This window comes from Paracoccus sp. (in: a-proteobacteria), from assembly GCF_030538655.1.
GTDB lineage: Bacteria > Pseudomonadota > Alphaproteobacteria > Rhodobacterales > Rhodobacteraceae > Paracoccus.
Window position 1 is genome coordinate 1 of the sequence record NZ_JAUNTO010000005.1, and the last position, 17,663, is coordinate 17,663.

The 17,663-nt window shown below is 61.9% G+C and carries 24 protein-coding genes; 23 read left to right on the plus strand and 1 reads right to left on the minus strand.

The features are described 5' to 3' along the window. Window positions 1-768: 768 nt before the first annotated feature. Window positions 769-1,470, minus strand: a complete 702-nt coding sequence (locus Q4G22_RS04630) for a LexA family transcriptional regulator (RefSeq protein WP_303384729.1) — start codon at window positions 1,468-1,470, stop codon at window positions 769-771. A 291-nt stretch (window positions 1,471-1,761) separates the two neighbouring features. Between Q4G22_RS04630 and Q4G22_RS04635 the strand changes: the two genes are divergently transcribed. From Q4G22_RS04635 to Q4G22_RS04745, 23 genes are all read left to right on the plus strand, one after another. Then, complete coding sequence (locus Q4G22_RS04635; RefSeq protein ID WP_303384730.1) at window positions 1,762-2,001, plus strand: hypothetical protein; 240 nt, start codon at window positions 1,762-1,764, stop codon at window positions 1,999-2,001. Beyond that, entirely contained in the window at window positions 2,001-2,204 is a 204-nt protein-coding gene (locus Q4G22_RS04640; RefSeq protein WP_303384731.1) for a hypothetical protein, read from the plus strand. The genes Q4G22_RS04635 and Q4G22_RS04640 overlap by 1 nt, the downstream gene beginning before the upstream one ends. Then, window positions 2,201-2,791 carry a hypothetical protein gene (locus tag Q4G22_RS04645; protein ID WP_303384732.1) on the plus strand — a complete coding sequence of 197 codons (591 nt, stop codon included), beginning with the start codon at window positions 2,201-2,203 and terminating at the stop codon, window positions 2,789-2,791. Before Q4G22_RS04640 ends, Q4G22_RS04645 begins: the two co-directional genes overlap by 4 nt. Further along, entirely contained in the window at window positions 2,788-3,648 is an 861-nt protein-coding gene (locus Q4G22_RS04650) for a ParB/RepB/Spo0J family partition protein (RefSeq protein ID WP_303384733.1), read from the plus strand. The genes Q4G22_RS04645 and Q4G22_RS04650 overlap by 4 nt, the downstream gene beginning before the upstream one ends. A gap of 2 nt (window positions 3,649-3,650) precedes the next feature. Continuing rightward, complete coding sequence (locus Q4G22_RS04655) at window positions 3,651-5,576, plus strand: transposase domain-containing protein (protein WP_303384734.1); 1,926 nt, start codon at window positions 3,651-3,653, stop codon at window positions 5,574-5,576. Between the two features lie 36 nt (window positions 5,577-5,612). Further along, window positions 5,613-6,620 carry an AAA family ATPase gene (locus Q4G22_RS04660; protein WP_303384735.1) on the plus strand — a complete coding sequence of 336 codons (1,008 nt, stop codon included), beginning with the start codon at window positions 5,613-5,615 and terminating at the stop codon, window positions 6,618-6,620. A gap of 48 nt (window positions 6,621-6,668) precedes the next feature. After that, window positions 6,669-7,295, plus strand: a complete 627-nt coding sequence (locus Q4G22_RS04665; RefSeq protein WP_303384736.1) for a DUF3164 family protein — start codon at window positions 6,669-6,671, stop codon at window positions 7,293-7,295. Between the two features lie 248 nt (window positions 7,296-7,543). Next, window positions 7,544-8,152: an ORF6N domain-containing protein gene (locus tag Q4G22_RS04670; RefSeq protein ID WP_303384737.1), complete on the plus strand. Its 609-nt coding sequence runs from the start codon at window positions 7,544-7,546 to the stop codon at window positions 8,150-8,152. Further along, window positions 8,145-8,339, plus strand: coding sequence for a hypothetical protein (locus Q4G22_RS04675; RefSeq protein WP_303384738.1), 195 nt, complete (start codon window positions 8,145-8,147; stop codon window positions 8,337-8,339). The genes Q4G22_RS04670 and Q4G22_RS04675 overlap by 8 nt, the downstream gene beginning before the upstream one ends. Window positions 8,340-8,363: 24 nt before the next feature. Continuing rightward, window positions 8,364-9,008, plus strand: a complete 645-nt coding sequence (locus Q4G22_RS04680) for a regulatory protein GemA (RefSeq protein WP_303384739.1) — start codon at window positions 8,364-8,366, stop codon at window positions 9,006-9,008. Beyond that, entirely contained in the window at window positions 9,005-9,388 is a 384-nt protein-coding gene (locus Q4G22_RS04685) for a helix-turn-helix domain-containing protein (protein WP_303384740.1), read from the plus strand. The genes Q4G22_RS04680 and Q4G22_RS04685 overlap by 4 nt, the downstream gene beginning before the upstream one ends. Before the next feature lie 68 nt (window positions 9,389-9,456). Then, entirely contained in the window at window positions 9,457-10,329 is an 873-nt protein-coding gene (locus tag Q4G22_RS04690) for an N-acetylmuramoyl-L-alanine amidase (RefSeq protein ID WP_303384741.1), read from the plus strand. Between the two features lie 10 nt (window positions 10,330-10,339). Next, window positions 10,340-10,699 carry a hypothetical protein gene (locus Q4G22_RS04695; protein ID WP_303384742.1) on the plus strand — a complete coding sequence of 120 codons (360 nt, stop codon included), beginning with the start codon at window positions 10,340-10,342 and terminating at the stop codon, window positions 10,697-10,699. After that, window positions 10,699-10,920 (plus strand): TraR/DksA C4-type zinc finger protein, encoded by a 222-nt coding sequence (locus tag Q4G22_RS04700; protein ID WP_303384743.1) that lies wholly within the window; start codon window positions 10,699-10,701, stop codon window positions 10,918-10,920. Before Q4G22_RS04695 ends, Q4G22_RS04700 begins: the two co-directional genes overlap by 1 nt. Then, window positions 10,889-11,338: a hypothetical protein gene (locus Q4G22_RS04705; RefSeq protein WP_303384744.1), complete on the plus strand. Its 450-nt coding sequence runs from the start codon at window positions 10,889-10,891 to the stop codon at window positions 11,336-11,338. Before Q4G22_RS04700 ends, Q4G22_RS04705 begins: the two co-directional genes overlap by 32 nt. Further along, window positions 11,311-11,685, plus strand: coding sequence for a DUF2730 family protein (locus tag Q4G22_RS04710; protein WP_303384745.1), 375 nt, complete (start codon window positions 11,311-11,313; stop codon window positions 11,683-11,685). The genes Q4G22_RS04705 and Q4G22_RS04710 overlap by 28 nt, the downstream gene beginning before the upstream one ends. Continuing rightward, complete coding sequence (locus tag Q4G22_RS04715; RefSeq protein WP_303384746.1) at window positions 11,682-11,999, plus strand: hypothetical protein; 318 nt, start codon at window positions 11,682-11,684, stop codon at window positions 11,997-11,999. The genes Q4G22_RS04710 and Q4G22_RS04715 overlap by 4 nt, the downstream gene beginning before the upstream one ends. Then, a complete protein-coding gene (locus Q4G22_RS04720) occupies window positions 11,999-12,556 on the plus strand; it encodes a DUF3486 family protein (protein ID WP_303384747.1) in 558 nt (185 codons plus the stop codon). The genes Q4G22_RS04715 and Q4G22_RS04720 overlap by 1 nt, the downstream gene beginning before the upstream one ends. Then, on the plus strand, window positions 12,553-12,786 hold the full coding sequence (locus Q4G22_RS04725; protein ID WP_303384748.1) for a DNA translocase FtsK: 234 nt from the start codon (window positions 12,553-12,555) through the stop codon (window positions 12,784-12,786). The genes Q4G22_RS04720 and Q4G22_RS04725 overlap by 4 nt, the downstream gene beginning before the upstream one ends. Then, window positions 12,783-12,977, plus strand: coding sequence for a hypothetical protein (locus Q4G22_RS04730; protein WP_303384749.1), 195 nt, complete (start codon window positions 12,783-12,785; stop codon window positions 12,975-12,977). Before Q4G22_RS04725 ends, Q4G22_RS04730 begins: the two co-directional genes overlap by 4 nt. After that, the gene (locus Q4G22_RS04735; RefSeq protein ID WP_303384750.1) at window positions 12,974-14,614 is read left to right on the plus strand and encodes a hypothetical protein; all 1,641 of its coding nucleotides are present in this window, start codon (window positions 12,974-12,976) and stop codon (window positions 14,612-14,614) included. The genes Q4G22_RS04730 and Q4G22_RS04735 overlap by 4 nt, the downstream gene beginning before the upstream one ends. After that, the gene (locus Q4G22_RS04740; RefSeq protein WP_303384751.1) at window positions 14,614-16,176 is read left to right on the plus strand and encodes a DUF935 domain-containing protein; all 1,563 of its coding nucleotides are present in this window, start codon (window positions 14,614-14,616) and stop codon (window positions 16,174-16,176) included. The genes Q4G22_RS04735 and Q4G22_RS04740 overlap by 1 nt, the downstream gene beginning before the upstream one ends. After that, complete coding sequence (locus Q4G22_RS04745) at window positions 16,157-17,395, plus strand: phage minor head protein (protein WP_303384752.1); 1,239 nt, start codon at window positions 16,157-16,159, stop codon at window positions 17,393-17,395. The genes Q4G22_RS04740 and Q4G22_RS04745 overlap by 20 nt, the downstream gene beginning before the upstream one ends. Window positions 17,396-17,663: the final 268 nt, after the last annotated feature.

The window sequence follows — 17,663 nt, forward strand, 5'->3', positions numbered from 1 at the left end:
AATACAAAAATAACCGAAAACACAAACACAACCATGAAGGAAATCAAAAAAGCAGTGTTACGGGACACTTGAATCCATGATTTCCGGGATTATCCGGGTTGACCAGCGATTAGCCGGTTAGAGCCAGCAAAATAAGGGCTTTGCGGCATCTGTGCAGGCTGTTTTGTTGGCGGGTCACGGGACACTAGAATTCGTGCAAGTGTGATGATGGGACACTAGAATGCCGAAATCTGGGGCGCTTCTGTGAGGGCTTCCAGAAGTCTTTTAGAAGCAACTAAACCCAATGAAATCAAGCAGGTTAGGCGTTCGTCGCTGAACCTGATCTGGGCATTTCTGGAAACGGCCTGGAAGGGAGAAGTCTGCCAAATGGCAAACTTCTAAAATCGTCCTGAAAACAGGAAAAATCTCAACAAATACAGATGTATGACGTGGATTCTGCGGCTGCGAGAAGTCTGCCACTTTTTTGCCCGAAAAAGGCGCGGGGCGACCCGAAAGCCGCCCCGATCTGTTACCAGCCAAACCCCCAATAGGCGAGGGCAAGGATCAGGATCGACAGGGCGATTGACGCCCATGCGATGCGGGTGGTCATAGCTCCTCCTTTTCCGGCCACGGGCCGAGGTTATGGGTGACGGCGGTCATGGCCAGTGCCACTGTGCGCTTGACCTCGACGTTCTGACCAGCCCTAACCAGCCCAGCACTTGGATGATGTTCAGCAGCTTGATCGTCGTTTTGTAGTTCCCGTTCACGGCACTCTCCTCTCTCGGGGTGTCACTGCCGGAACGTATAGCCCGCCCATGCAACGCGGCCAATGATTTCAACCTGTTCGGCATTGTGGCCGGACAGGACGCGGCTGTCATAGGCCGGGTTGTCAGAATTAATCAGCAGCACGTCGCCCTGTTGTTGCAGGCGCTTGACCAGCACGTCATCACCGATGCGCAGGGCATAAATGCCCTTGCGCGCAGCGTCCCGGTTCTTGTGATCGACCAGAACCAGTGCGCCGTCGCGCAGGGTCGGTTCCATGCTGTCACCACGCACCCTGACCAGCGAGGCTGCGCCGGGCGTGACGCCTTCGCGGCGCAGCCAGTCGGTACGGAATGCCAGGTTGCCGATCACCTCTTCGCTGCTGTTCAGCGCTCCGGCACCTGCGGCCAGCTGGGCCTCATACATCTGCACCTGGGAAAAGGCGCTGCCGTCGATTTCGACTGGCGGTAGGGCTGGATACGCGCCGGTCATCAGCCAGTCGGGGTCAAGGCCAAGGCGGGCCAGCGCGGACAGCAGCGCGGGCTTGGGTGCGCGCGTGCCGTTTTCGACCTCTTCTATATAGTCAATGCTGGCCCCGATGCGGCTGGCCAGATCGCCAATAGGCAGGCCGCGCCCGCGCCGCCATTCAGCCAGCCGCTGGCCGATAGCCGGATCAACATCTGATGAAGGCGGTAACGAACTGCGCTGGCCAGTCAGGATATAGGTCACGTCCGCGCCGTGGCCTGCGATGGCCGAAAGATAGTTCCCATCTGGAGATCTTTCGTTCGCCTCGTAGCGGATCTGTGACTGCTTGCTTTGCCCTGCAAGGCCCGAGAAATCCGTCTGATTATAGCCTAATCGGCTTCTTTCATCTCGCAAACGATCACCAATAGTCACCATTCGGTATCTTTCCGCTTGACGGTATCCATTCGGGAACCTAATATCCATCACAGGTTAGCGCCTAGGCGCGCAGTTAGGTGAAACATGGCAGATAAATCCCCCCCATACCAGCCCGGCGTCATGCTGCACGAGGCCATCGTGGGCGCGTTCCGTGCCAGCGGCAGCAGTTTTGAGGCTTGGTGCAAAGAGCAAAACAGGCGTCCGCAGAGCGTGCGCAATGCGTCCTTCGGCGTCATACGCGGCCAGATCGGCACGGCACTGCTGACCCAACTGATCGAAGACGCTGGCCCTGATGTCGTCAAAGCGGGCTATCTGGCCCGCCTGAAATCTCACGTTGCAGAAATGAAGGGTGTCGCGTGATGTCCCGTCCGAACTGTGACGCCGCCGAGTTGGCGCGGTCGCTGCTGGCCGAACTGCCCGACGCCGAGCGTGTCGAGCTGATGACTGAACTGCTGGTCAGCCTCAATGGGCCTGCGGCGATCAACCTGCTGAACGGTGCCCGTGCCGCACTGAATGAGCATATTGGCGACATCATCGCTGAAATGTTTGGGGGTGACCTGTGATCACCTCGACGCTGAAAACGGCGGTGGCGCTGACCGCGCTGACCGCACCAGCCTACGCCGTGACGCTGATCCCCGAATTTGACACGCCGCTGGAATGGATCGAGGGCGTCGGTTTCCGCCGCGCGGGCTATGACGCGCCGACGGTGATCGGCATGGATCGCTGGGGCGATTGCCTGCGGCATCTGGGCGATGATCTGCCGGGTAAGGCTATCGTTTTACGCCGCTGCGACCAGCCGCCGCTGCGCCCTGCTGGTGCGGTACTGCGCTGTGGTTGCGCGTGGTTTTGTCCGCCATTGATGCAGGCCCCCGTTGTCTTTGGGGTCACGCCACCGCTGCAAATTTCCGGTGGTCAGCGCCCAATGGTGGTGCCTGTGGTCCCGCCGCCTGCGGCGGTGCCGCTGGGGGGCGCGCTGGGCGCGATGCTGGCCGGTTTGGTGCCTATGGGTGGCCTTGCCGCCCTACGCCATCGCGTCAAACGCGCGGCGGATCGGCTGGACAACAGTTTGTGGGGCGATGCGCTGGGCGCGGTGGCGCTGTTTGCATCGCTGATCGCAGGGATTTGGATTTCTTATGGGGTGTTCGGGTGAGTGAGATAGAGCAGGTTCAGGAAGTCCGTCTGGACCGGATTTCTACGGATCACACGCGGGCGCGTTTCGTCAAGAAAGCGCGCGTCATGCAGCTTGCGGATAATATTGAAGAGCGGGGCCTGCAAAATCCGATCACGGTGCGGCCTGATGTTGATGGTTCTGGGTTCTTGCTTGTCAGCGGCAACCATCGGTTTGCGGCATTTGTCGAGTTGGGTCGTGAAACGATCCCGGCCTTTGTCCGGCCCATGAGCGATGAAGAGGCTCGGCTGACCGAAGTGCAGGAAAACCTGATCCGGCAAGAACTGTCGGTCATGAACCGTGCACTGCACATGGCAGTTGAAAAGCAGATATATGAGGCGCGTAATCCGGGCGCAAAACACGGCGGTGATCGTAAATCGGATCAAGTTGCCAATGTTGTCAACTTGATCCCACGGCGCTTCACGGAGGAAATGGCGGATGCGCTTGGCTGTGGTGAACGAGACGTCCAGCGCGCCATGCAGATCGCCAAGATGGTTGCAAAAACTCCCGGCCTGCAAGCTGAAATATCTGAAACCGAGCTTGAAAACAACCAACATCAGCTTTTGGCGCTGACCAAAGAGGCACCGGAGGAGCGCCTTGCGATTGTCCGCGCCATGAAAGAGCGCGGACTGACCAAGGTTAAAGATGGCAAACGCGTGCGGCTGAAAGGCGATACCCCGAAACCCAGCGAGCATCCGCAGGAGGTGTGGATGCGCAAGATGGCTTCGTTATGGGCCAACGCAGACACCAAGCGGTGGCAGGATGATTTCCTGCGCCGGATCGGCGCGGTTCGCACCGGCAAATCGCCTGCGGCCCCCATTGATGATGCCGAGGCGTAATCATGCAAGAATGGTTTTCCGCCCCTGACCTGCTGGCTCTGCACTCGCCCTTGCTGCCCGCGTCCAAGCGGTCGCTGTATCGCCACCTGGGCGACCGGGCGGCGCATGACGGTGCCGCGATGGTGCGCGACCGGGCGGCGCAGGGTGGTGGGCGCGAATACCATATCGGGCTGTTGCCGCAAGAGGTACAGGATGCAATCCGTGCGCGGACCGATATAGAGCAGGCACAGAAAGCCGCCGCCGCGCTGGCCGCAAGCCGGAAAGAAGCGGTCTGGAAGATCTATCAAACCGCTAGTGACACCGCAAAGGCCGAGGCGCAGGTGCGGCTGGCGATCGTCAAACGTGTCAATGCGCTGCTGGCCGATGCGCCGCAGAAGGTGGCCGTTGACATCGTCGCGCGGGCTGAGGGTGTTTCGCCCTCAACTGTCAAATCGTATTACAAGTTGATTACAGGCTATGACGCCGCCGATTGGCTGGCCGCGCTGACGCCGCAGCATATCGGGCGGACGGCGGTTGCAGAGTGCGATGAGCGCGCTTTGAGCATGCTCAAATCGGACTATTACCGCCCCGAAAAGCCATCGTTTCAAAGCTGCTATGACCGCATGGCCGAGGCTGCCGCCGCCCATGGCTGGTCGCCAATCCCCAGCGCCAAAACGCTGAAGCGCCGCATTGAAAAAGAGGTTGGCCATGCGGCTGGCATCATGATGCGCGATGGACGCCGTGCGGCGCAACGGTTGGTGCCGTCACTGACCCGGACCCGTAACCACATGACCGCGATGGAGGCCGTAAACGCCGACGGTCACGTCTGGGATGTCGCGGTAATCTGGGATGATGGCCATATTGGCCGCCCGCTGATCGTCGGCTTTCAGGACGTTTATTCCGGGCTGATCCTGTCGCACCGGATTGCGGCCAGCGAAAGTCAGGAACTGATCCGGCTGGCGCTGGCCGATATGGTCGAAAGCTGGGGCATCCCCCAGCACTGTTATTTCGACAACGGCCGCGCGTTCATGTCGAAGATGCTGACCGGGCGGATGGCGACGCGGTTCCGGTTCAAAATCAAAGAGGAAGACCCGACCGGGATCTTGGAAAATCTGGATGTGAAGGTGCATCCGGTGAAGCCCTATCACGGCCAGTCAAAGCCGATCGAACGGGCGTGGCGCGACTTTGCCGATAGGATCGCCAAACACCCGCGCGTGGCTGGGGCCTATCTTGGTAACAACCCGCTGAACAAACCCGAAAATTACCGCAGCCGGGCGATCCCAATTGCCGAGTTCCGCGAATTCGTTGCGGGCGAAATCCGCCGCCACAACCTGCGGGCCGGACGCACATCGCACACCGCGCAGGGCCGCAGCCTGTGGGAGACCTTCCGCGACAGCTATGAGGCCCCGACGACGCTGGTGCGCCGCGCGACCGATGCACAGCGTGAGTTCTTTCTGTTGGCCGGTCTGGGCGTGTCCGCCCGCCAACCGAACGGCGAAATCCATCTGGCAGGCAACCGTTATTGGGACGAGGCGCTGATCGGCTATCGCGGCCGCAAGCTGATGATCCGCTTTGACCCCGACAACCTGCATGACGATCTGCTGGTTTATACGCTGGCCGGTCAGCCGATCTGCCGCGCGACCTGTCTGGCCCCCGAGGGCTTTGACAGTTGGGAGGCTGCCCGCGAGATCGAACGCAAACGCAAGACTTTTATGCGCAAATTGCGCGAGGTTGCGGATCTGCATCGCGAGCTGACGCCGGATCAGGTGGCCGATTTGATCCCGGACGCCTCGGAACTGCCCGCCCTGTCCGCAGGCGTGACGCGGATCGTAACTGGCAACACGGTTCGCAAGGCCGAAATCAACGCCGATCCTGACGCCTTCATGCGCGGGGTCGAGCGGATGAGCGGGGAGGTGATCCGCCTGCCCGAAAAAAACAGGGACGCATAAAGCGCCCCCGAAAAGTAGATCACGAGGAGAATACACATGAATACGCAGGCGAAACAAGAGGGCTGGGAATTGCCGCGCCAGACCGCTGCGATCAGCGATCAGGCAGTCTTGGACCGCTGGCAGGAGGTCACGACGGCAATCCGCGATGTGGCAGCGGTCGAGGGCTGGACCAAATCCGAGGTCGCCCGCCGCGCAGACATGCCGCTGGGTACGTTTTCGGCGTGGTATGACGGCACTTATTCGGGCCGTTACGACACCACGACGCAGCGGGTGCAGAACTTTCTGAACAGCCGCCTCGCCACGCTGGAGGTTTCACGCGGGATGCCGGTGGAACCCGGCTTTGTTCAGACGCGGTTGGCACGAGAACTGTTTACCGCCTTTACCTATGCGCAGATGATCCCGACCATGGCGGTCATCACGGTCGCGTCCGGCCTTGGCAAATCGCTGGCTGCCGAGACCTTTGCCGCCAGCCGTCCGCATGTGACCCATGTCACGCTGTCGCCTTCATCCGCCGCCGTCCACACGATGAAGGCCGAGATTGCGGCAGAAATGGGCCTCGACATCCGCGACGGCGCGCAATTCAAACGGGCGATCACCTCGGCACTGAAGCGCACCGGGCACCATTCTTTGTTGATCGTGGACGAGGCGCAGAACCTTGGCGAGGACGCGATCAACGAGCTTCGTCATTTTCGTGACATGGCCAAATGCGGGCTGGTTTTGCTGGGCAACGAAGAAGGCAAGACGCCTTATGCCGGCCGCGATCCGCGCCACAGCAGCGCCCAGGTCGCCCGCCGCGTCGGCCACCGTCTGAACGTGCTGCGACCCTATCCTGAAGATCTGGAAGCCATCGTGGCGGCATGGAACCTGCCCGATCCGGCCGCCATCGAAATGGCCCGCAAAATCGCCCGGATGCCGGGCGGTTTCGGGACGCTGCGCGAAACGGTCCTGACCGCTGGCATGATCGCCACCGGCCATGATCGCGACATCACCGCCGATGATCTGAAAGCGGCGTGGGAAAATCGCGGCGCGGGGGTGCTGAAATGACCAGCGCCGCCAACATCCAGCTCCCCTTCACAGAAAAGGACTAAACCAATGGACCAAATCATCACCAGCGGAACCGACCGCACCCATATGACCGACAGCAAGGGTCGCGCGGTTCCGGTCGAGATGGTCAGCGAGGTCGATCAGCTGATCGACCAGACCGTCGCCAAGATCGCCGAATTTGCCGAGGAACTGTCCGCACAGGTCGCCCGGTTCAAAGGTCACACCTATGACGATGTGAACACCACGCTGGAGCTGATGGCCGAGAAATACGGCGTCAAGCGCGGCGGGCAAAAGGGCAATGTCACCCTGACCAGTTTCGACGGCTGCACCAAGGTCGAGGTGCAGGTGGCCGATAACATCGTCTTTGGCCCCGAGCTGCAAATCGCCAAGCAATTGGTGGACGAATATATCGCCGAGTTTTCAGACGGCCTGCCGCCCGAAATCGAAATGCTGATGAACCACGGCTTTCAGGTCAACAAGGTGGGTACCGTGAACCGCGAGGCGCTTTACTCGTTGCGCCGCCTGCCGATCAAGCACCCGATCTGGGATCGCGCCATGGAGGCTATCGGCGACAGTATGCGCGTCGTCGGTTCGAAAGAATACGTCCGCATCAGCCGCCGCGAAAACCCGCGCGCAGGCTGGAAGATGATCCCGATCAGCCTGTCGGCGGTGTGACATGAACCAATATTTGACAATTCCGGCGAACCGCCCCATCTTGGGCCTGTCAGCAAGCGGTTTAGAACCCGCCCTGATGGCTACCAATGGCGGTTACGCCCCGAACGGCGGTTCATCAGAACCGATCCACTTCCGGGTGCTGCGTGTTTGTCCAGGGCGAAAGCCTAAAGGCGCGCGGGGACTGACCATTGGCAGTCGTTCTAACACCCGGAAGGCATTCGCCTTCCGCGTAACCAATGGAGACGGCCATGACGACACTGTTCGACATTGCGGGGATTCAGGCCCGTATTCACACCCTGCCGGGGCGAACGCCCTTTATCCTGTCCGCCGATCTGGCCGAGGTCTATGGGACCAGCGTCAGGGCGATCAACCAAGCCGTGAAGCGCAATCAGGACATCTTTCCCGAGGACTTTGCCTTCCGCCTGACAGAGGCCGAAGAGGACCAGATGTGGTCACAGATTGTGACCACATCGGCCAAAAAGCGGGACGACTTTCGGACGCTAGTTTTCACCCATGCGGGGGCCAACGGCCTTTCCGCTGTCCTGAAAACTCCGACCGCCCGCAAGATGCACGTCGCGGTTCACCGCGCCTTTGCTGCGATGGAGGCGCAGGCATTGGCCGAGGCGAAGTTTCGACTGCAAAAACTGAATTGCGACGTGCTGACCAAGAAGCCAATCTACGTGCGCGTCCTGCAAGCGGTCGAACAAGACTGGACCTTCGATCAGCTTTGGGCTTCTGGCAACTATTCTCGCTGGAGGCTGGAAAATGCAATTCACGAGATGCTGGACATGCGCATGATCGACGCGCCTTTGCGGGGTATGTCACGCGACATGTTCGCGGAGGCCGTGAATGCCTGACATCAACAGCGCGAGCGAAAAGCTTGATCGGGCGCGCGGTGCGCTCAACGCGATTGTTGATCTGCTCGACAACATGCCAAGCCGCGCACCCAACCTGCACATGTCAGCGCCTGAAAACCTCTCGTCGCTCTTGTTCCTCATTTCAGAAGAAATGGGCCGGGCGGACGACGAACTGGTTCGCCGCTGACGCAAAACTGGCGGGGGCGCTGTCATGAGCGCCCTTGCCGCAGTCCAGATCAAACGCCGTCAATTGGGCCTTGAGGACGAGGACTGGCGCGACGTGGTCGAGCGTGTGACCGGCCAGCGGTCCACGCGGACCCTGCGCCCGGTGCAGCTGCACAACCTGCTGGACGAATGTGATCGCCTGCTGGGCGGGCGCGGGCCGGTCAGCAAGCCCCGGCGCAAGCCTTTGGGCGGGCGCTATGCGGCCAAGCTGCAGGCGCTGTGGATCGCAGCGTGGAACCTTGGGCTGGTCGCAACGCGTGATGACAAGGCGCTGATTGCCTTCGTGCGCCGTCAGACCGGGATCGACAACCCGGCGTGGGTGCTGGAGCCAGAGGATGCGCTGAAGATCATTGAGGCGCTGAAGGCCATGACGGCGCGGCGCGGTGTGAACTGGCACTTCAACAAATATGACCCGGCGTTCCTGCGTGCCCCCGGCTATCAGATCGCGCTGGCGCAGTTCCGGTTGGTTGGTCCCGAGGCCACCAGCTTTAATTTCTGGGCCGGCGAAATGTCGGGAAAGCCGGTCGAAGTCATGACCGGTCCCGATTGGGTCATGGTTATGAACCACCTCGGCCGTCAGGTTCGCGCCGCCGTCCGCGCGGGCAAGATCACCGCAGGAGACGCGGCATGAGCTATGACTGGCTGCCCCCATTGCTGGCCGAGATTGCCGAGGTTGCGGGGCTTGACGCCGCGCTGGCCCTGGCTGCGGCACGCGGGGGCAGCCGGGTCACGATCCCGGCGCGACCACGCCCGGATCACTGGCTGACACAGGCCGTTGGCCCAGAGGCCGCCGCACTGATCTGCGATCATTTCCGGGTCGGGAACAGCGGCGCAGTAGTTGAGTTGCCCGTCGGCAGTCTGGCCCAGAAACAGCGCCGGATTGACGCGATGCTGCGCGACGGCGTATCAGCAGATCAAATTGCGCGCCAATTGCAAGTGCATCGCACCACTGTATTCCGGCGCAAGGCCAAAGCTGGCCCAGACCCACGTCAAGCAAGCCTGTTTGACTAGGTAGCCCCGCTACCGCCGTCCCGTCGCGCGCGCGCGAATATGGTCCTTCTCAACCCGAGAGGACCGCCATGAACATCAAAAATCACAAACTGACCGGGGTCGAGTATCAGCAAGCCCGCTGGATCGGCCCCGAAATCACCCCGGAAATCGTGATCCTGCACGATACCGCCAGCAGCATCAAAAAAGGTGCGGCGGCGGGTTATCTGCGCGACAATCCGGCCAAGGTGTCAGTGCATTTCGTGATCGAAATCGACGGCACGATCATTCAGCAGGTGCCGGTCAACCGCCGCGCCAATCACGCGGGCGCATCCAGTTTTCACGGGCGTTCTGGCTGTAATGATTTCTCGATCGGCATCGAGCTGGTAAACCCCGGCAAGATGAGCGCGGTTGCGCCCGGCGTCGGGCGGACGTGGTTTGGAGCCGCCATTCATAAAGACCCGGTGCAAGGTATCGAGATCCGCGAGGCCGCAACCGAACAACACGGCACTGGCGTCTGGATGGACTATCCAATCAAACAAATCACCGCGCTGTGCCAGTTGCTGGCCGTGCTGTTTTCCGACATCCCGACGCTGCGCGACATCACCACTCACTGGTATGTTTCGCCCGGACGCAAAATTGACACCAACCCGCTGCTCCCGCTGGAAGAGGTTCGCGCGCATATTCTGGGGTGTGACGATCCGGCAGATGTTGTTGCCGAGGATCAATCGACCGAGACCGTATCAAGCGACCTCGTCCAGATCGACGCGCCCGGCGACGGCCTGAACCTGCGCCGCTGGCCCTCGTTCAATCCGAACGTCCTGACCACGATCCCGCACGAGGCCGTCGTGCCGGTGCTGCGCGAAGGCTGGTTCAGCGGCCGCCACTGGCTGCGCGTCATTTACGCCGGGCAAGAGGGCTGGATCGTCGCCAGCCACACTGCCGCCATCACCCATTCTGCCTGAGGATCACCCCATGAACAGCTTGCTTGCTGAATTCGCCGCCACCATCCTGCCCGCCGCCGTTCAGTTGATCGGCGCGGCTCTGGGTCTGCTGCTGATCCGCGCCGCCAATGTGGCCCGAGACCGCTGGGGCATCGAGATTGAAGCCCGCCACCGTGAGGCGCTGCATTCCGCACTGATGAGCGGCATCCGAGCTGCAATCTTGAAAGGTCTGCGCGGGGATGCCGCCGTAGATATGGCGATTGCGCACGCCACGGCCAGCGTCCCCGATGCGTTGTCCCGGCTGCAACCATCAGCAGATGTGCTGATCTCGATCGCCACCGCCAAACTGGAAGAAGTGTTACCTCTGATCTCAGCGCGGGTTGACGCCTGATGGACGAACGCGACTTGGAACATGCCGATGCACTGGCCGAGGCCGAGCGGGCCAATGCTGCGGACCGCGCCTGCCGGGCGGTTGCCAGTCCCGGCGCGGCTGACTGCGAGGATTGCGGGGCCGTGATCTCGGCCGAGCGGCGGGCGGCAGCACCTTTCGCCATCCGCTGCATCCGCTGCCAGCGGGCCCATGAACGCCGGAGGCTGCGCCATGCGGTATGATGATCTGCCCTGGCCGGTTCAGGGGCTGGTGCGCTTTATGCTGCATGATGAGGTGCGGATTTTCGAGGTGTTCTCGGCGCTAAACCTGCTCGCGTGGGCGTGGATGCTGTGGCTGCATCCAGAAATACTGGCCCGCGCCAGCTATCAGGGCTTTATCACCGCCGCGCCGCCGGTCTGGGCCGTCATCGCCTTTGTCATCGGCGCGATGCAGATCGCCGCGATGGTGCTGCGTCATCATCATGTTGCCCGGTTGCGGTTTCCGGCCATGGCGCTGGCGGCAGGTATCTGGACCGTGATTGCGGTGCATTTCTGGGCAGGGCCGCCCTCGACCGCTGCCGTCAACTATACGCTGATCGCCCTCGGGGCTGCAATTTCGGGGGTCTATCTGGGATGGAAACCTACTTCCAACAACTTCTAACCCAAGGCGGACCGCTGGGTGCTGTCGTTGTGATCGTTGTCATGGTGCTGGGCCTGTGGTTTCGGCACAAAGGCTGGCTGTTTGACAGCCCGAAACCCGCGCTGGACAGCAGCCAGATGCGAGAGCTGGCCGCCCAGATGGATGACGTCAAAAAGCGGCTGACCAGTGTCGAGCGTGACCTGAGCCACCTGCCGACCCGCAGCGAAATTCACGCACTGAACGTCGCCCAGGTGCAGTTGAACGAACGGTTGCAGGCGCTGGACCGCACCGCCACCACAACGGGCCGGGCCGTCACCCGGATCGAAGATTACATGATCCAAGTCAGCCGCCGGAGCCAAGAGCCATGACTGTTTTTGACGATTACAGCGACCACTATGACGAAACCGTCCGTCTGACGATGCTGAAGGCCATCGCGGACGATCCCGGTGGAATGCTGAACGAGACCATGCTGCACAAGGTGCTGGATGATTTCGCATTCCGCCGCAGTCGCGCCTATGTCCGCAGCCAGATGATGTGGCTGGCCAATGCCGTCAGCGCCGTCCTCGTTCGCGAGATCAACGGCATTATGGTGGCCAAGATTACCCCTGCTGGCAAAGACCATCTGGACGGTCGGACCTATCTGGATGGCATCCGCATCCCGTCAACGACGCGGGGCTGGTGATGACCCGGCGGCGCGGACGCGGGCGGCTTTCCGCCATTGATCTGCTGCCGGTCGAGGCGGCGGATGCGGTTGCATGGGCGTTCAACGAGCTGCGCGAACGCAACCGCACCCAGATCGAAATCCACGACGAGTTCAACGAAAAGCTGGTGGCGTTGGGGTTGGAGCCGGTCAGCTATTCCGCGTTCAATCGCCACTCGATCCGGCTGGCCTCGATGGCGCGGCGGCATGAAGAGGTGCGGGCGATCACGACGGCGCTGACCGACCGGTTGGACCCGGACGCCGCTGACGATCTGACCATCATGGCGGCCGAGACCATCAAGACGCTGGTGTTCGAATTGATGGAAGGATCGGTCACGCCCAAGCAGACGCAGGAACTGGCGAACGCACTGCGCGCCGCCGAAGCGGCGGCCAAGATGCCGCTGATCCGCAAGCGCGAGATTGAGGCGCAGTTCGCGCGGCAGGTTGATGACGCGATCGACAAAGTGCGGGTCGAAAAGGGCCTGACTGACGAACAGGCGGCATTCTTCCGCCGTGAGGTTCTGGGGGTGAAGCAATGACGAATACCTGGGCGATGTGGAGTAAAGAAGATCTGCAATATGCTGCGGCTGTCGGGCTGACGGTCTTGGCGCAACGCGGTTCGACCGCGTTCATCCAGCGCAATCTGGGGCTTGGATACAACGATGCGGCACGCCTCGTTGAACGGATGGAAGTCGAGGGCATTCTTTCCAAGCCGTCGGCTGTTGGGAAGCGGGATGTTCTCGTTGGCGCGCGTGGAGGAAATCAATGAGCATGTCGCCCCACAACCCGCCCGCCTCGCCCGCGCAGATCGCCCATGATCTGCGGATGCAAGCTAAGGCGCTGCAGGGGCGGCATCTGAGCGGGCATATGATGGACGGGCTGTGCCGGTCGTTGAACCGTGGCGCGGCCACCATCGAACATCTGCTGAAGCGGATCACCGACATTGAGGCCGAGCGATGAAGCCCGATCCCGCCTTTGTTTCCGGCCCGCCGGTCCTGACCCGTGACCCCGGTGCGCTGCCCCATGATCTGCTGGCCGGCAGTGAGATCCCCGACGATCTGGACCCGCTGGCTGACGGCATCCTGATGCAACATCAGATCGACTGGCTGGCGGACAAGTCCACGCTGAAGGTGGCCGAAAAGGGCCGCCGCACCGGTATCACTTTTGCCGAGGCGCTGGATGACACCATTCTTGCTGCGACCGCCCGCTCGGCCGGGGGCGACAACGTGTTTTATATTGGCGACACCAAAGATAAGGGCCGCGAGTTCATCGGCTATGTTGCCCATTTCGCCAAGATCATCGCGGGTGGGCTGCACCCGATCGAAGAGTTCATCTTCAAGGACGAACGCGCCGATGGCACCACGAAAGACATCAGCGCCTTTCGCATCCAGTTCGCCAGCGGGTTCCGGGTCGAGGCGCTGTCATCGAACCCGGCAAACATTCGCGGCCTTCAGGGCACCGTGGTCATTGACGAGGCCGCCTATCACCGCGACGTGCGTGAGGTGATCGACGCGGTGAACGCGCTGTTGATCTGGGGCGGCAAGGTGCGGGTCATCAGCACGCATAAGGGGGTTCTGAACGCTTTCAACGAGCTGATCCTTGAGGCGCGGGCGGGAAAAAACGGCTTTAAGGTCCATCATATTCCGTTCGCAGCCGCCGTCACGAACGGCCTTTACAAGCGCGTTTGCCAGATGAAGGGCAAGGTCTGGTCGCCTGAAGTCGAAGCCGAGTGGGAGGCCGAAATCCGCGCCTCTTACGGCGTGCGCCGCGCAGCGATGCGGCAGGAACTGGACGCAATCCCGGCCGAGGCCGAGGGCGCGGCCCTGTCCCGCGTTCAGATCGAAGCCTGCATGGAACCGGACATCCCGGTCATCCGCTGGTCGCAGCCCGACGATTTCCGCGACGCCCCCGAGGAGGCCCGCAAAGCCGCTGCGCGTGATTGGTGTGAAACGCACCTGCGTCCGATCCTATCCGGCCTGAATCGCAACCTGCGCCATTATGCGGGCGAGGATTTCGCGCGATCAGGCGACGTGACGGACATCCTGATCGCCGAGGAACTGCCCGACCTGACCCGGCGCAGCGTGCTGATGGTCGAGCTGCGCAATATTCCCTTCGATCAGCAGCGTGACATTCTTTATTACGTTTTTGACCGGGTACCGCGCATGACAAAGGCTGCGCTGGATAAGACCGGCAACGGTGCCTATCTGGCCGAAAAAGCGGCACAGCGGTATGGCAGCCGCGTGATTGAGGTGCATTTCTCGCAGGAATGGTATCGCGCGGAAATGCCCGCCTATATCGAGGCGTTCAGCGACCGCACGATCATCCTGCCGCAGCATGCTGACGTGCTGCAAGATCATCAAGCGCTGCAATATGTGAACGGCGTGATCCGGGTGCCGGAGGGCCACCGTTTCAAGGGCAGTGACGGTTATGACCGGCATGGTGACAGCGCCATTGCGGGGGCGCTGATGTGGTTCGCCTCGCGCCAGATCGGCGCGGAATACGGCTATCAGCCGGTCGGCGGCGATGATGATGCAGACCCCGACGATTGGGACAGTGAAGACGCCCCCGGCTTTCGGCGGCGCGGAGGATTGTGGTGATGGTAAAACGTGAAAGCCGGGTGCTGGGGCCGGATGGCCGCCCCGTTGAGATGCAGGCGCTGACTGACAGCGTGATGCCGCCCAGTACGACGGGTGTGCGGCAGGCATGGGCCAACAGCATCGCCAGCGGGCTGACGCCGGAAAAGCTGGCGGCGATCCTGAAAGCGGCGAACGGCGGGGATAACCGCGATCTGCTGACGCTGGCCGAGGAAATGGAAGAGCGCGACACGCATTACGCCTCGGTCCTTGGCCAGCGTAAGCGCGCGGTCAGCGGGATCGAACCGATCGTCAGGGCGGGCGGGACAGACGCCAAGGCCAAAGCGGCGGCGGTGGCTGTGCAGGAACTGGTGGCCGCGCCGATCTTTGACGACATGATCGACAACCTACTGGATGCGCTGGCCAAGGGCTATGCGGTGGTGCAGCCGATCTGGAACTATGGCGCGGTCTGGAAGCCCGCTGAATACCGTTTCGAAGATCCGCGCGCCTTCCAGTTCGCGGGCGACGATCTGCGCATCCGCGATGCAGAGATCCGCGAGGGCCGTCCGATCCCACCGTGGTCGCTGATCGTTCATCGCCCGCATCTGAAATCCGGCCTGACCGTGCGCGCGGGTCTTGCGCGGCTGGTGGCGTGGACCTTCATGCTCAAGTCCTACACGCTTCAGGACTGGGCGGCGTTTCTGGAAATATTCGGGATGCCGCTGCGCGTCGGCAAATATGATCGCGGGGCCTCGGCCGAGGAGCGGCGGGTGCTGCTTCGCGCGGTGCGCGATCTGGCGACTGATGCCGCCGCGATCATCCCGATGGGCATGGAGATCGAGTTTATCGAAGCCAAGGGTGGCAGCGGCAACGCAGTCTTTGGTGCGATGGCTGAATACCTGGACAAGCAGGTCAGCAAGGCCGTGATCGGCCAGACCATGACCACAGACGAAGGGTCCAGCCGGTCACAGTCCGAGATCCATGATGAAGTGCGGCTGGATATCCGCCGCGCCGACGCCAAACAGCTGGGCACCACGGTCAACCGCGACCTGATTGCGCCTTTCATCGCCTTCAACTTTGGGCCGGATGTGGCTGCGCCTGTCGTCAGCTGGCCGGTCGAAGATCCCGAGGACGTCAAAGAATTCACCGAGGCCGTGGCCCGCGTTGTGCCTTTGGGCCAGCCGGTTGCCGTCGTGGACGTGGCGGCCAAGATGGGTATCCGCGTGCCCGAGGCGGGCGATGCAATCCTGAGGGTACCCGGCACTCTGGTGGCTGACGCCCCGGCCCATGTCGCTCGGCAGATCGCCGGGTGCTGCCCCGGCTGCGGCACCACGCATCGCGCCAGCGCGACCCCGCCGCCCGAGGATGACCCGCTGGTGGCCGAGGCGCTGGCCGAATGGCATCTGGACATGGCGCCGATCATCGACCCAATCCTGCAGGCGCTGGACGAGGTGCAGGCAGCGGGTGGCGGCTATGATGAGTTCCTTGCACGGCTGGATCAGATGCAGCCCGACACTTCGGCGCTGGCCCGGCGACTGGCGATCCTGACGATGAAGGCGCGTGGCGATGGCGACCTCGGACGATAACCCCTTTACCGAGGCCCCCGAAGAGGTCACGCGCTATTTCGATTCCAAGCGCCGCCGCCCCAGCTATGACTGGCGCGATGTTGCGCCCTATGAGCACGCCACCGATTTTACGGTGGCAAAGACGACCGGTTATGACGTGCTGGAGGATATTCGCAAGGCCGTCTCGGATGCCCGCCGCAATTACAAGGACTTTGGCGAGTTCGCCGACGAACTGGAGCCGATCCTGCGCAAGAAGGGTTGGTGGGGTTTCCAGAAGCACCCAGAGACGGGCGAGGTCGTTCGTCTTGGGGCGCTGCACCGGCTGCGCACGATCTACTGGGCGAACATGTCCACCGCTCGCGCGGCGGGCGAATGGGAGCGGACCCAAAGGACCAAGCGCGCGCTGCCCTTTCTGATCTATGAGCTGTCCTCGGCCGAGAACAAACGCCCGCTGCACGTCAGTTGGGTTGGCACCATCCTGCCGGTCGATCATGTCTGGTGGACCACGCACTATCCGCCGAACGGCTGGCTGTGCAAATGCCGGGTGCGCCAGATCACCCGGCGCGAAGCGCTGCGGAACAACTATGACCCGGATGCGCCCGCACCAGCCGTCGAAACCTATCGCTGGACCAACGCCCGCACTGGCGAGGTGGTCGAGGTGCCTAAGGGCATCGACCCCGGCTGGCAGGGCAACCCCGGCCTGCGTCGGGTCGAGAATGCGCAAAAGTTGCTGGCGGGGCGGTTGGCTGAAATGTCTGACGCGCAACGCAGTGCGGCGGTGGCGGACCTGACGTCTGGGCGCAAGTTCCGCGCCATTGCCGACGGCGATTTTCCGTATCGCGGGCCGGGCGATCACAGCCCTGAAAATCGCGCCCTTGGTCATGTGGCCGAGCCTGTGGCCTCGCTGCCTGACGATCTGGCACGGCTGATGCAGACCGATGCGCCAGTGGTCGAGTTCTCGGTCGCCGACGCCCATCATCAGCGTGTCGAGAAGCGTGACGAGCGGTCATATCTGTCAGCGCCTGATTATGGTGTGGTTCAAAAGATGCTGTTGCAAGGGCGCATGGCCCGATCAATCGGCCACGACCGGACTTTTGGATTTAGCGTCGAGCACGAAGGAACGATGTGGTGGGCCGCAACAGTGCGCACCGCCGACGGCAAGCGCGTATTCCTGCGGCACCTTTATAAGCGTGGCCAGAACGGTGGCCTGCCGTCAAAAGGCTGGATGTGGGTGGATTGAGGCGGTGGGGTGCGTCACTTTCCCGCGCAGCGCAAGTGGCTGCCTGACGACGTGCCCGCCTCAATGCAGATATGCGGTCCGCGAGGCCAGAATTCAACCCTTCCAGTGCCCTTCAAAAAAATGCATCAGGAGCGGCGTGGCCTTTTATTTGGCCCCTGTGTGCCCGAAGCCGCCGCGCACCCCTTCTAGGGGCTTTTATCCGGCTTCCAAAAGTGATCTGGGGGCCGGTACCCGGTGTGGTTATCGACTTAGCGTCATGCTAGGCATA